This is a genomic window from Rhizobium sp. BR 317 (genome assembly GCF_047445835.1).
GTDB classification, from domain to species: domain Bacteria; phylum Pseudomonadota; class Alphaproteobacteria; order Rhizobiales; family Rhizobiaceae; genus Rhizobium; species Rhizobium paranaense.
The window spans coordinates 57550-71141 of sequence record NZ_JARWLB010000015.1 but is presented as its reverse complement, the minus strand read 5'-3'; the positions used below and the strand labels follow the sequence as shown (position 1 = coordinate 71141).

The window sequence follows — 13592 nt, the reverse complement described above, 5'->3', positions numbered from 1 at the left end:
GCAAGTGTTGCTTGGAAGTTGGCGAGGGCTGGTAACACGTCTATGACAGGAAGGGAATAGGGAAAACGCGCCCGGCCAAGATGCCAACGCTTTCAGAAAGAGATGACCGGATGCCATTCATCCCGCTTTCCTTTGTCGTCGCCATCCTGCTCCTCATCTTGTTCGTCACAGTGATGAAAAGCAGCGATGAGTCAGCGTCGATTGGGAGAGCACCTAACGCCCCCTTTCTTGTATTGATCCTGCTGAGCGCTTTCCAAGCCTTTCTCTCAGGGTTGCGCTGGGGATACGGCATCGAGGAAGTGATGTATGTCGCCCCGGTGGGCGCCGCCCTCGTGCCACCATTGGTCTATTGCGGTGTAGCCAAGCTGGTCCAGAAAAGCGGCGTCTCCTCCGGCGCCCGTCTCGGCCTGCATGCGATCCCTGCCATCCTTGTCGTTTTGCTGATGACTGTCTGGCGAAGTGCGATTGACGTGGTGCTGCCTGCAATCTTCATCGGGTATGCCGGAGCGATCCTGCTTTTGATGCGATCAGGACCAGACGCTCTGAGGCGAACCCCGTTCGAGAGTGCGACATCAGTCTATCGGGCGCTGATTTTCGCCGCTGTGACGCTACTTCTGTCGGCCGCCCTGGATCTGTTGGTGTTCCTGGATTTTTCCTGGACCCAGGGCAGGCATGCCCCAGCCATGGTGGCGATCGGCAACCTCCTCGCGCTGATCATACTGTCGATCGCCAGCGCCGTGGCCGTACGCGGCCGGGCACCCGCCGAAACCGACGACGTGAAGCCTCCTGTCGACGAGCCGACCGACAAAGAAACACTCGGCGCAATTCGGTCTCTGATGGAGACAAAGCGGGTCTACCGCGACCCAGATCTCAATCTCGATCGCCTGGCGCGCAAAGCTGTCCTTCCGGCCCGGCAGATTTCGACGGCGATCAATCGCACCACCGGCAAGAACGTTTCCCAGTTCGTCAACGATTTCCGCATCGCCGATGCATGCCGGCTACTTGCCGACACGGACAAATCCGTAACCGAGGTGATGTTTGAAGTCGGTTTCCAGACCAAATCCAATTTTAATCGCGAATTCCGCCGAGTGACTGACATGACACCGGTGCAGTGGCGACAGACCCGGCCAAATCCCACCTGAGCCGGCCATCCTGACGTACAAGATCGCGATTCGGTACGACCAGAAACGTGTTCGAGGTCGAGATCAGGGCCGAAGCCGCCCTTGGTGACGCTATGAAAGCGCTCACAAAGGAGATTTCGATGAGAGTCCGGGCCATGCTTTGCGTTGTTGCAATCCCCATGATGATGCAACACGCAGCCGGCGCCAACGAATACGTTGGTGTACATCAAATCGTGGTGCCATCCAAAGAACGCGGCAACAATCTCAACGTAACAGTTTGGTACCCGGCAAAGTCGGGTGGTGAGCCCGTCGTGCTTGGCGAGAGCGTGTTCTTTGCAGGAACGCCGGCCATGCGCGATGCGCCAATCTCCGACGGAAAATTTCCGCTCATCCTTCTTTCCCATGGTGCTGGCCTGGCCGGAAACCCGCAAGCTATGAGTTGGATTGCAACGCCCTTGGCTCAGCAGGGCTTCGTGGTGGCAGGTCCGACGCATCCGGGAAATTCGGGTGAGAACAGGTCCGCAGCCGAAACGATGAAGATCTGGTTGCGACCTGGCGATCTCACCGAAACCTTGAATGCAATGGAGACGGATTCGTTTTTCAAAGCCCACCTTGACCAAGGCAAGATCGGTGCGCTCGGTCTTTCCATGGGTGGCAACACGGCTTTGGCAATAGCGGGTGCCCGCATAGACCCAAAACTCCTGGCAAGCTATTGCGATACGGACGCGCTCAATTCCTCTCTTTGCGAGTGGGTCAGGCAAAGCGGCGTTGATCTTCACACCATGAATTTACAATCCGCCGGTCGCGACAATGAAGACAAGCGCATTCGCTTCGCAATGGCGATCGATCCTGCCCCGATCGATATCTTCGAATTCAAAAGTTTTTCTGGCATTTCTATCCCGGTCGACATCGTAAATCTCGGTCAGCCAGGGAAAATTCCGCCGACAGCAGAGGCTTCCGAGGTGGCGAAAGCCATTCCAACGGCGAGTTATACGGCGATCGGGGATGCGAGCCATTACAGCATGTTTGCCGAATGCAAACCCGGTGCGTCAGAGATCGCGGCATCTGAAAAGATCGGTGATCCAATCTGTACAGACGGCGGAGGGCGGTCACGAAACGAGATTCATGCGCAACTGATTGACATGACCACCGTTGCTTTCAGCCACGCGCTAAAGACAGACCCGTAAAGCCGCGCAGTCGTTTCACAAATCGAACTGATAGGTTTTCGGGACATAGCGGAGCCCTTCCGGCTGCTTCTCGACGAAGCCGACGGCGGGGAATGGCATGTGGAAGCCGAGGAAAGGGATGCGGTCCGTGGCGATCATGTCGAAGATGCGGCGGCGGGTCTTGGCGGCCTGCGCCTTATCGATATCAAAACGTACTTCCCAATCCGGACGTCCGAGCGAGAGGATGTAGTGATTGGCCGTATCGCCGGTCATGACCAGCTGCTTGCCGTCCGATTCGAGATGGAAGACGAGATGACCGGGCGTGTGGCCGGGAGCGAGCATGGCGGTCATGCCGCTGACKATCTGATCGCCATCTCTGAGGAAAGTCATCTTTTCGGCAAAGGGCACGACATTGGCTAGCACGGCTTTGTGACCGCCTTCGGCGGGCGTTCCTTCGCGTGACTTGTCAGTCCAGAACTCATATTCGATCGCGCCTGTGACATAGCGCGCATTCGGGAAGGCCGGAGCGCCGTCCTCCATCAGGCCGTTGATATGGTCGCCATGCAGATGTGTCAGGGCGACGACGGTCACCTGCTCCGGCGTGTAGCCGACAGCCTTCAGGCCTTCGCGAAAGCGGCCCAAACCGCGGGGGCGGCCGGCAGCGCCAAAGCCGGTGTCGACGACGATCACGTCTGAACCGGTATCGATGATCGCAGGTGCATAGCTGTTGACTAGCTTTTCGGTCGGCAGGAAGTTCTGCGCCAGAAGCTTCCGCACCGTTTCCGGAGCCTGGTTCGACCCGAAGGTTTCCCAGGGATTATCCAGAATGCTTGCGCCATCCTTGACAACGGTGATGGTGCAGGACCCCAGCTTGAACTGATGGGTCTCGGGCGGCAGAACAACGGCTGTCATGATCTCATTTTCTCCAATGGTGGCAGCGTAAGCTGCGCCTGTCACCGTCTTCGGCGGCGGCAATACGAGCTTTCATGGCCGATAATTCGCCATGACATCTCGATCCAAATCCGCTAATACGCCAAACGACGTTTTATGCGCTTAGCATTTCTATGCGTTTAGCATATGTCGAACTTGGTAGCCTATACCGTGCGGCAACGGCATCACCAAGACGTGATCTCCAGGAAGCCAAAGGGCGGAATCGGAGATTGGCAGAGGCCGCACATAGGACTACAGAGCGGGTGCCCGTCTCATGCGGACCCCTTCCCCGAAGACACGACTCACCCAAGGCATATGCCTATGAATCGCATCGTTCCCCTGATCCTTGCCGTCGCGCTTTTCATGGAGCAGATGGATTCCACCGTGATTGCGACCGCCTTGCCGGCCATCGCGGCGGATCTCCATGTTGGTCCGATCACGCTGAAACTGGCGCTGACATCCTATATGGTGTCGTTGGCGGTGTTCATTCCGATCAGCGGCTGGATGGCGGATCGCTTCGGCGCGAAGAACATCTTCCGGCTCGCCATCTGCGTCTTCGTCATCGGTTCGATCATGTGCGCCTTCTCGGGCGGCCTCCTGGAATTCGTCGCCGCCCGCTTCCTGCAAGGTCTTGGCGGCTCGATGATGACGCCGGTCAGGCGCCTTGTGCTGGTGCGCACGACGCAGAAAAGCGATCTGGTCTCGGCCATGGCGCTGCTTTCCATTCCCGCCCTCGTCGGTCCTCTCGCCGGGCCGCCGCTCGGCGGTTTCATCACCACTTACGCATCCTGGCACTGGATCTTCCTGATCAATGTGCCCGTCGGCGTTCTCGGCGTCATCCTGTCATCGATCTTCCTGCCGGATGTCGAGGCGACCATGCCGCCGAAACTTGATTTCATCGGCTTCCTGCTGACATCCTTCGCCGCCGCCGGCGTCGTCTTCGGTATGTCGGTCATCAGCTTGCCGGCCCTGCCGCCGTTCATCGGCATATCGGCCATCGCTATCGGCTTCCTCTGCGGCTTCCTTTACGTCGGCCATGCCCGCCGCCATCCGGCGCCGATCCTCAACCTGTCGCTTCTGAAGAATGCCACCTTCCGCGCTTCCGTCACGGGCGGCACGCTGTTTCGCATCTGCATCGGCGCCATGCCGTTCCTGACGCCGCTGATGCTGCAGCTCGGCTTCGGCCTCAATCCGTTCCAATCGGGCCTCATCACCTTCGCCGGTGCTATCGGCGCCATCAGTACCAAGTTCATCGCCCGCCGCGTCTTCACTGCCGTCGGCTTCAAGACGGCGCTGCTGTCGGCGGCAGGCATCACGACGCTGACGACGATCTGCACCGGCCTGTTCCAGCCCTGGACGCCGCATCTCATCATCATCGGCGTGCTGCTGATCGGCGGTTTCTCACGCTCGTTCTTCTTCACGGGGATCAATGCGCTCGCCTACGCCGATATCAGCGACAAAGAGGCAAGTCAGGCCACATCGATGAGCTCGGTCATGCAGCAGATCAGCCTGGCGCTCGGCGTTGCTGTCGCCGCCATGATCCTGGAAACGTCGACCTTCTTCAACGGCACGGAGCTGCAGGTCCGCGATTTCCACATCGCCTTCTTCTGCATCTCGGTCCTGACCGTGCTTGCCACCATCCCGTTTATCCGCATGGACCGCAGCGCCGGCGCCTTGGTCTCCGGCCACAAGGCCAGCCTGAAGCGCGTGGCCGCGACGCAGCCGCAGGTGCCGATGGTGAAATGATGCGATCCTACCTTCTCCCCAGCGAGGAGAAGGCAAAAAACCTACTCAGGCCGCTCGCAGACGGCGCTGAGCTTGTTGCCGTCGGGATCGCGCACGTAGGCCGCATAGAAATTGGCATGGAAAGAGCGCAGGCCCGGCTTACCCTCATCGGTGCCGCCATGGGCAAGGGCTGCGGCATAAAAGGCGTCGACATCGGCGCGGCTTTCTGCGTGGAGAGCCACCATGGAGCCGTTGCCGATCGTGGCCTTGCGGTGATTGTAGGGAACCACGACCCAGAAACGGCATCGTGTATCGCCATCGGCCGCATAGCCGATTTCCTCATCCGATTCGCGTTGGCGCCGGTAGCCGATGACCGGCAGAACCGCGTCATAGAAGCTGCGTGCACGCGGAATATCGTTCGAGCCGAGAGTGACGTAGAGAAGCATGAAGAATGCGCTGCCTGCTGCCGATGGGACTGTATCATCGGACAAAAGCGATGGCTAAATCAAGCACTCGTTGCTTCGTCGTCTGTCTTGCGGCCCTTGAAGCCCTTCGCCAACAGGAACATCTCCACCGATTCGGCCCTGGATGCGCCCGGCTTCACATGAACGACCTGGCGGAAATTCTGCTTCAGGAAGGCCAGCAGGTCACGCTCCGTACCGCCCTGGAAGGTCTTGGCAAGGAAATGCCCGCCTTCGGCCAGGACTTCGACGGCGAAACGCGCCGCGACTTCGCAGAGATGCATGGTCCGCAGGTGGTCGGTGCGATGATGGCCGGTGGTCGGCGCTGCCATATCGGATATCACGAGATTCGGCGTGCCGCCGACGGCATCGATCAGCCGCTGCGGCGCTTGCGGATCAAGGAAATCGAGCTGCAGGATGCTGACMCCCGGGATCGGCGCCATTTCGAGAAAGTMGATGGCGGCAACGCGGATATCCTCTTCGGTCGAATCGGTCACCTTGGCGGCGATCTGCGACCAGCTCCCCGGCGCCGCACCCAGATCGATGATGCGGCGTGCGCCCTTGAGGATCTGGTGCTTCTCGTCGATTTCCAGCAGCTTGAAGGCAGCACGGGCGCGATAGCCCTCAAGCTGCGCACGCTGCACATAGGGATCGTTGATATGCCGCTCCAGCCATTGCCGCGAGGAGGCCTTCAGCTTCTTTTTCTTGACGCGTTGGCCGAGTTTGCGGCCCGTACGGTTACCGGCGATGGTTGGCTTGGTCACGTCTGCGGCCCCTTCATATCCCTCGGTCGATGACCCCGGCGCGAGCGGCCCCGCCGCCACACGCCATCGTCTGCCATCATGTCGGTCAGCAATCCTTCACGCAGGCCGCGATCGGCGACGCGCATGCGCGGGCTCGGCCAGCGGCGGCGGATCGCCTCGAGAATGGCACAGCCCGCCAAAACGAGATCGGCGCGGTCCGGCCCAATGCAGGGATTGGCGGCGCGGCCGGCGAAATCCCAGGAAAGCAGCTTCGCCTGCATCGCGGTCACTTCGTCGTCTGACAGCCAGACACCATCGACACGGCGCCGATCGTAGCGCGGCAGATCGAGGTGAACGCCAGCAAGCGTCGTCACCGTGCCGGACGTGCCGATGAGATGGAAATCGCCGCTGTCGCGGGCAGCGCCCTGAACCGGCGGGCAATCGAAGCGTTCGAGCATGCCTTCGACTTCACGCACCATGGTCTCGAATAGATCCGGCGTGACGTCGCGGCCGCCATGGCGTTCCGAAAGCGTCACGACGCCAACCGGCAGCGAGGTCCAGTGGGTGATGTGATTGGCGAGCCGACTGGAGCGGTTTTCGCCAATGCGGATGACGGCGATTTCCGACGAGCCGCCGCCGATATCGAAGAGCACAACCGAGCGCGCCTCGGGACCGACCAGCGACGAGCAGCCGGAGACGGCAAGCCGCGCCTCGGTCTCCCGATCGATGATTTCCAGCCGCAGGCCGGTTTCTTCCGTCACGCGGGAGAGGAACGCTTCGCCGTTCTCCGCCGCACGGCAGGCTTCGGTGGCGATCAACCGCATGCGGCGGATCTCACGCGTCTTCAGCTTGCCGGCGCAGATGCGCAAAGCCTCGACGGCCCGATCCATGGCATCGCTCGACAGCCGGCCGCTGGCGCCAAGTCCCTCGCCGAGACGAACGATGCGGGAAAAAGCGTCGACAACGCGGAACTGGCCAGGCCTCGTCGGCTGCGCGATCAGCAGACGGCAATTGTTGGTGCCGAGATCGAGTGCCGCGTAGAGATCGACGGGACGGTAGTCACCATCGGCATGATGATGCGGCGCGTGGCCGTCACGGCGCTGCTGGGGTGGATGCCGATTATCATGTTCATTGCGGGCAGGCGCCTGTTCGGCGGTAGCAGCAGCGGCCGGGGCGACGATCTGCGCCGTCTTCTCATGCACCAGCGGGCGACCCTGCAAACCGCGCTTGCTACGATGCTTGCGCCTGTTCTTGCCGTTCTTGTGCGACGGCCCGGCCGCAGCGCGCTGTTCCGGCGCTGAAGAAGCCTGTTGCTGCTGGGTTGAGGAAGCGTGCTGCGCACCATCATGCGCCCCGCCACGGGAACGCCGGCGACGCTTGCGCTTTTTGCCCGGAGAACCGGTGTCGTTGTCTATCGGGCGTGTCGCCGCCGGGCCGGACGTGCCGGTCTGGTTGGCCTCCGCAGAAAAAGCGTTCGGACGGGCGGGACCGCCACGCTTACGCTTACCGCGCCGGGAGGATTTACCCTTCCTGCGCTCTGCTACCGACGCCCCGTTTGCCTGCGGCGCTCTGCCGCTGTCGGGGTCACTCACGTATCTTTTCCACCGCGCCGCGCAAGGCCCCAGGGCATGCTGCAGGCGCTCATTCGATTTTCGTTGGGCGGAGAATATCAGCAGGAAGAGTTTTCGCCAAATTCTTTTTGAATCGCGCGATTTACGGAGCGCTAACTCTTCCTACGCGTTGGGAAAAAGGCTCGATCTCAAACCGCCAGGCTTCCCCGAACGCCATCCGCCAGCGCCTTCATCCGGTCGATCGGCAGATGGCCGATCAGCATGAAGGCGTGGGTGGCGTTCGACCAATAGACGACATTCATGCCGCGGCGGTTTTCCATGTCCGGTGCGGCAGCGCCTTTGGTCGAGGGGATGATGCAGAGCGCCATCGGACCGCTTTCGGGATCGAGATAAGCGATCTGCGCCAAGGGTTTACTGTCGTAATTCAATAGCTGGGCGCGCTTGAAATCGATGCCCGGCAGAGCAACGGTTTCGGGCGTCAGCGTGAGGCCGAGCTTGGAGCCTACTTCGCTCAATTGCGCGGCTTGTTCTGCATGATCGCCAGCCGGTGCGCTGAGCGTATCCGGCGTATAGAGCGAAAGATATTCGGCGACGACGGCGCGCCAGTCACTGCCCTCTTCCGGTTTGTCGATGCTGCGGCGGATACCGATCGCGGCGCGGTCGATGGCGACGCCCACGACAAGGCACGCCGCGATTGCGGACAGGAAACCACGGCGGCTAACGCCGGAAACGGCCTTCTTTTGCTCGTTTGTGAAAGGAATCGCGGCAAGCATGGCGGTAAGCTTGGCGCTTGGGGCGGCGGCAAGCACGGGCTCGAATGCCTCACGGAAGGGCAGATCACCGCGCGACAAAAAATCGAAGCGTTCCGCCACCTGGGCGTCGCTGGTGATCAGCTTTTCGATCTTTCCGCTCTCGGCGGCATCCAGCTCGCCGTCGATGAAGGCGGTGAGCAGCTCGTCCGAGGGCATGTTGCTGTTGTCCAATTCACTCATTCCCGTTCCCCAGTCGCCCACCCCCAGAAAGTCGCGCGCCATCCGCCGATCCCGCACCATCGGCAAGCTTCGCCCGCGCCGCCGCCAGCCGGCTCATCACCGTTCCGATCGGCACATCCAAAACCTCCGCCACCTCGCGATAGGAAAGCCCTTCCACATAGGCGAGGAACACGGCGGTGCGCTGCGCTTCCGGCAGCGCCTGCACCTGCTTCAGCACCTGACCGGCGAGAATATGCGTCTCCGTCTCGCGGGCGCCGTCAAAGACCAACGTCTCGTCGGCATCGACAAAACCCTGGCCCATGCGCACGCGGCGCGCCCGGATCTCGTTCAGCCAGATCGAATGCAGGATCGAAAACAACCATCGATCGAGCCGCGTACCGGCTGCGAACTGACCAGCCCGCTCCAGTGCTCTAACGCAGGTCGCCTGCACCAGATCGTCCGCGACGTCGCGTTGGTGCGACAGCACCACCGCATAGCGCCAGAGCCGCGTCAGATGCTGCGACAGACCGGCCCTGATATCCTCTTCGCTGGCTATGGCACCCTCCGCGAGGTTCGCGTTTTTGGGAATCGCCGGTCGTGCCGGCGGTTCCGATCTTACCCGACTATAAGCAGAAATTGTGGAATGAGCGACTGACACTCGTATATCCCTCTAAATGCTGACTGCTTATAGATCCGACGCCTGAAATCAGAGGCTCGACGGATGCTGGATGGCCTGGTTCAGGTCCTGGTATTCCTCACAGGACGTGTTGCCGCAGAGCGTCTTGATCGTGCTCAACTGATCCTTGGCGAGGTCGATCTGGCCCTTGATGACGTAGGCTTCGCCGAGATATTCGCGAACAAGCGAATATTTCGGGTCCATTGCGACCGACTTCAGGTAATAGGAAATGCCTTCATCCGTGCGGCCGAGCTTGCGGGTGGCGTAGCCGCGATAGTTCAGTGCTTCCGCCGTGTTCGGGTTCTGCATGGTGTCTAGAACTGCCAGCGCTTCTTCATAGCGGTGGTCCTCCTTAGCGAGCGAATAAGCATAGTCGGCGCGGTTTTCGTCGGTGATATTGGCGCCCTGCTGTTTCACGCACTTCTTTGTCTTCGTGTCGTAGATTTCGCCCTTCTTGCAGGTCGGCGTCGTGCTGCTGTTGTCGCCAGCCGCGAAAACCGGAACGGTGAAGGCACCGAGGGTGAGGCAGGCGCCGAGAGCGACAGAGGCCAGGCGGAAAGCGGTAGTCGTCATGGGATTGCTCCTTGGCAAATGAACGTTGCGATGGGAGAACACGCCATCCGTTCATTTTATTCGCGGGCGACAAAGATTTTTCTCGCGCTCTCACCCGCAACCTGCCGTCACTCTTTCGTGACCGCTGCCACGCCGAATAATTTCTGGTGCTGGCGTGTTTCTACCTGCGTACCCGCCGAGGGTCGCAAGGAGAAACAAGTGACCGATACCGTCAAGCTTGTCAGTCTGGCTGTCGCTACGCCCGACAACATCATCTACCAATCGGAGGCCGCCGAGACCGCCGGCCGCCTGTTTTCCGATCGCTTCCGCGATTTCAAGCATCTCGCCCGCGTTTTCGAAAGCGCCGGCATCCGCAAACGCTATGTTGCCCGACCGCTCTCCTGGTTCGAGCAATCGCATGGTTGGCAGGACCGCATGGAAGCCTATGCCGAGGTCGCAAGCCAGCTCTTCACGAAGACCGCGACTAGCGCGCTGGATCGCGCCGGCCTGAGGGCGGAAGAGGTTGATTGCATCGTAACGGTGTCGTCAACCGGCATGACCACGCCGAGCCTGGAGGCTCGGCTCTCGCGCGAGCTGGGCTTCCGCTCCGATATCGAGCGCGTGCCGGTCTTCGGCCTTGGCTGTGCGGCCGGCGTTTCCGGCCTTGGCATCGCCTCGCGCATGGCAAAGAGCCGGCCCGGCGCTGTCGTGCTCTTTGTTGCCCTCGAACTCTGCTCGCTTGCCTTCCGGCTGGACGAGCTGACGCGGCCGAACATTGTTGCGACAGCATTGTTCGGCGATGGCGCGGCCGCCTGTGTCCTGCGCGCCGGCAAGGATGGTCTCGCGGAGATCGAATCGACGGGCGAGCATCTCTTTCCCGATACGCTCGGCATCATGGGTTGGAAGATCGACGATACCGGTTTCGGCATCATCCTGGACCAAGCGCTGCCGCCCTTTGCCGAAGCGAATATCAAGCCCGCCGTCGCCGGCATTCTCGAACGCGCCGGCCTAACGATATCCGATGTCGATCGCTTCATCTGCCATCCCGGCGGCGCCAAGGTGCTGGTGGCGCTCGAGACCGCCTTCGGTCTCGAACCCGGCTCGCTGGATATAGAACGCGAGGTGATCAGCGATTACGGCAACATGTCGTCGCCGACCGTACTCTTCGTGCTGGAGCGAGCGATCAATGCCGGCCTGCCACCGCGTTCGGCTCTCGTCGCCATGGGTCCCGGCTTTGCGGCAAGTTGCGTCACGCTGAAGAGGGCAGCCTGATGGTCTGGCCATCGATCGCACTTTTGACCTTCGTCACCCTGCAGCGGCTGGCCGAGCTGCTGCATGCCCGGCGCAACACCGCCGCCCTCCTTGCGCAAGGCGCCCGGGAGATTGCCCCGGAACACTATCCCTATATGGTCGCGATGCACGCGGCCTGGCTCGTCGGTCTGTGGCTTCTGGCCGCAGACCGACCGGTCAGCCTGATTTGGTTTCTCGTCTTCATGGTGCTGCAGAGCTTACGCGTCTGGGTGCTGGCGACCCTGAAAGGGCGCTGGACGACGCGGATCATCGTGTTGCCGAGCGCAGCCTTGGTAACACGCGGACCCTATCGTTTCCTCAGCCATCCGAACTATGCGGTGGTCATCGGTGAGATCGCCGTGCTGCCGCTGGCGTTCGGCCTTCCGCTCTTCGCCTTGATCTTCTCCCTGCTCAATGCCGCCATTCTCACCATACGCATTCGCGCTGAAAATGCGGCTTTGAAACAGGTCGTGGCTTGATTGCATTTTTCATTTGCGCCGCAGCATTTTGGCAGGCATTTTCGATGCTTGAAGCGTGGTTCTTGAATAAGATCATGCGCAAATACAAGAAGCACGCGGATAGCAGGGAACATGACAAAAGACGCAATCGTGCTCGGTGCAGGCATCGTCGGCATCTCGACGGCCATCCATCTCCAGCGGCGCGGGCGCCAGGTCATCCTCGTCGACCGCAAAGCCCCAGGTGGAGAGACCTCCTTCGGCAATGCCGGACTGATCCAGCGCGAAGGCGTCGTGCCCTACGGCTTTCCGCAGCAGTTCGGTCTGCTCCTGCGCTATGCCTTCAACAACCGCATCGACGCGCATTATCACCTGCGCGCGCTGCCGGGGCAGATTGCCTTTCTCGCCCGCTATTGGTGGAATTCCAATACCAAGCGGCATGAGATGATCTCACGCGCCTATGCGCCGCTGATCGAGCATTCGATCAGCGAGCACAACGACCTCATAGAAGCGTCTCACGCCGAGGAACTGATCCGCAAGAACGGCTGGATGGAGATTTTCCGCACGAACGAGAAACGCGATGCGGAATTCGCCGAAGCCGAACGTCTCAATCGCGAATTTGGCGTTACTTACGATGCGCTGACCGGCGCCGATATCGCGACATTGGAGCCGCATATCAGGGGCAGCTTCTCCGGCGGCCTGCGCTGGCGCGATCCCTGGTCCGTACTCGATCCGCATGGGCTGACCGCTGCTTACCGCGCTTATTTCGAGAGCATTGGCGGGCGTTTTGCGATCGGAGACGCCGCCTCGCTCGGCCGGTCCGGCTCCCACTGGAAGATGGTGACGTCGGAGGGTTCGATCGAAGCCGAGGATGCGGTCGTCGCTCTCGGCCCCTGGGCCGATCTCGTGACGAAGCGTTTCGGCTATGCGTTTCCGCTGGGCGTCAAGCGCGGTTATCACATGCATTACGGCGCCGAGGGCAACGCCATCCTCAACAATTGGACGCTTGATGCCGAGCGCGGCTATTTTCTGGCGCCGATGAACCGCGGTATCAGGCTGACGACCGGGGCGGAATTCGCCCTGCGCGATGCGCCGAAAACACCGATCCAGCTCGACCGTGCCGAAGCCGTCGCCCGCACCGTCTTCCCGCTCGGCGAGAGGCTCGATCCGGAGCCCTGGATGGGCGCCCGCCCCTGCACCCCGGATATGATGCCGATCATCGGCAAGGCGCCGCGTCACGACGGCCTGTGGTTCGCCTTCGGCCACGCCCATCATGGGCTGACGCTGGGGCCTGTGACCGGGCGCGTGCTCGCCGAGCTGATTACCGGAGAAAAGCCGTTCATCGACATCTCGGCCTACGCACCGAACCGGTTCGCACCCTGATACATTGAATTTAGCGGATTGCGTCGAGACCCTTGAGCGCGGCCTCGACGATGCCGTCGACCGTGTMATCGATGCCGACCGTCACGACGCCGGGTTCGCCGGTCGGCACTTCCAGCGTTTGCAGTTGGCTTTCCAGCAGTGAGGCCGGCATGAAATGGCCCTTGCGCTCGCCCATGCGCTTGGTCAGCAGTTCCTTCGAGCCATCGAGATAGACGAAATAGAGGTGCCCGCCGGCGGCGGCGCGCAGACGCTCACGATAGCTACGCTTCAAAGCGGAACATGACACGGCGATCGCTTGGCCTTTCGCAAGACTGGCGGCGATCTGCTGGCCGATCAGGTCGAGCCAGGGCCAACGATCCTCATCCGTCAGCGGAATGCCCTTGCTCATCTTCTCGACATTGGCCGCGGGATGCAGCGCATCACCCTCGACAAAATACTGACCCCGCAGCGCCGCCATCTTTTCGCCGATGGACGACTTGCCGCTGCCGCTGACGCCCATGATGATGACGGCGATCGGGGCTTTTGACATATCGCTCATGGTGCTTCCA

The 13592-nt window shown here is 61.1% G+C and carries 14 protein-coding genes; 6 read left to right on the top strand and 8 right to left on the bottom strand.

From position 1 onward, the window contains the following. The first annotated feature begins 110 nt into the window (after nt 1-110). Both QD357_RS21930 and QD357_RS21925 read left to right on the top strand, forming a co-directional pair. Nucleotides 111-1142: a helix-turn-helix domain-containing protein gene (locus QD357_RS21930; RefSeq protein ID WP_107107105.1), complete on the top strand. Its 1032-nt coding sequence runs from the start codon at nt 111-113 to the stop codon at nt 1140-1142. Nucleotides 1143-1261: 119 nt separating this feature from the next. Next, complete coding sequence (locus QD357_RS21925) at nt 1262-2308, top strand: alpha/beta hydrolase family protein (RefSeq protein WP_107107241.1); 1047 nt, start codon at nt 1262-1264, stop codon at nt 2306-2308. 15 nt (nt 2309-2323) lie between these two features. Here the strand turns inward: QD357_RS21925 and QD357_RS21920 are convergent, their stop codons facing one another. Next, nucleotides 2324-3199: an MBL fold metallo-hydrolase gene (locus QD357_RS21920; protein ID WP_107107240.1), complete on the bottom strand. Its 876-nt coding sequence runs from the start codon at nt 3197-3199 to the stop codon at nt 2324-2326. A gap of 339 nt (nt 3200-3538) precedes the next feature. Between QD357_RS21920 and QD357_RS21915 the strand changes: the two genes are divergently transcribed. Next, nucleotides 3539-4963: an MFS transporter gene (locus tag QD357_RS21915; protein WP_414125024.1), complete on the top strand. Its 1425-nt coding sequence runs from the start codon at nt 3539-3541 to the stop codon at nt 4961-4963. Between the two features lie 41 nt (nt 4964-5004). Here QD357_RS21915 and QD357_RS21910 read toward each other — a convergent pair whose 3' ends face one another. The 6 genes from QD357_RS21910 to QD357_RS21885 all read right to left on the bottom strand — a co-directional run bounded on the left by QD357_RS21910 (nt 5005) and on the right by QD357_RS21885 (nt 9937). Beyond that, nucleotides 5005-5388, bottom strand: a complete 384-nt coding sequence (locus QD357_RS21910; RefSeq protein ID WP_107107103.1) for a VOC family protein — start codon at nt 5386-5388, stop codon at nt 5005-5007. A 59-nt stretch (nt 5389-5447) separates the two neighbouring features. Further along, complete coding sequence (locus QD357_RS21905; protein ID WP_414125023.1) at nt 5448-6167, bottom strand: RlmE family RNA methyltransferase; 720 nt, start codon at nt 6165-6167, stop codon at nt 5448-5450. Further along, nucleotides 6164-7738 carry a Ppx/GppA phosphatase family protein gene (locus tag QD357_RS21900; protein WP_107107101.1) on the bottom strand — a complete coding sequence of 525 codons (1575 nt, stop codon included), beginning with the start codon at nt 7736-7738 and terminating at the stop codon, nt 6164-6166. The genes QD357_RS21905 and QD357_RS21900 overlap by 4 nt, the downstream gene beginning before the upstream one ends. 167 nt (nt 7739-7905) lie before the next feature. Next, entirely contained in the window at nt 7906-8685 is a 780-nt protein-coding gene (locus QD357_RS21895) for an anti-sigma factor family protein (RefSeq protein WP_107107239.1), read from the bottom strand. 16 nt (nt 8686-8701) lie between these two features. Next, nucleotides 8702-9346 carry an RNA polymerase sigma factor gene (locus QD357_RS21890; protein WP_107107100.1) on the bottom strand — a complete coding sequence of 215 codons (645 nt, stop codon included), beginning with the start codon at nt 9344-9346 and terminating at the stop codon, nt 8702-8704. A gap of 48 nt (nt 9347-9394) precedes the next feature. Further along, the gene (locus tag QD357_RS21885) at nt 9395-9937 is read right to left on the bottom strand and encodes a tetratricopeptide repeat protein (RefSeq protein WP_107107099.1); all 543 of its coding nucleotides are present in this window, start codon (nt 9935-9937) and stop codon (nt 9395-9397) included. An 18-nt stretch (nt 9938-9955) separates the two neighbouring features. Here QD357_RS21885 and QD357_RS21880 point away from each other — a divergent pair, with 18 nt between their 5' ends. From QD357_RS21880 to QD357_RS21870, 3 genes are all read left to right on the top strand, one after another. Continuing rightward, entirely contained in the window at nt 9956-11188 is a 1233-nt protein-coding gene (locus QD357_RS21880; RefSeq protein WP_331371071.1) for a type III polyketide synthase, read from the top strand. Then, nucleotides 11188-11685: an isoprenylcysteine carboxyl methyltransferase family protein gene (locus tag QD357_RS21875; protein WP_107107097.1), complete on the top strand. Its 498-nt coding sequence runs from the start codon at nt 11188-11190 to the stop codon at nt 11683-11685. Before QD357_RS21880 ends, QD357_RS21875 begins: the two co-directional genes overlap by 1 nt. Before the next feature lie 111 nt (nt 11686-11796). Next, complete coding sequence (locus QD357_RS21870; protein WP_107107096.1) at nt 11797-13044, top strand: NAD(P)/FAD-dependent oxidoreductase; 1248 nt, start codon at nt 11797-11799, stop codon at nt 13042-13044. A 10-nt stretch (nt 13045-13054) separates the two neighbouring features. Here the strand turns inward: QD357_RS21870 and QD357_RS21865 are convergent, their stop codons facing one another. Next, the gene (locus tag QD357_RS21865) at nt 13055-13582 is read right to left on the bottom strand and encodes a gluconokinase (protein WP_414125022.1); all 528 of its coding nucleotides are present in this window, start codon (nt 13580-13582) and stop codon (nt 13055-13057) included. Nucleotides 13583-13592 lie beyond the last annotated feature (10 nt).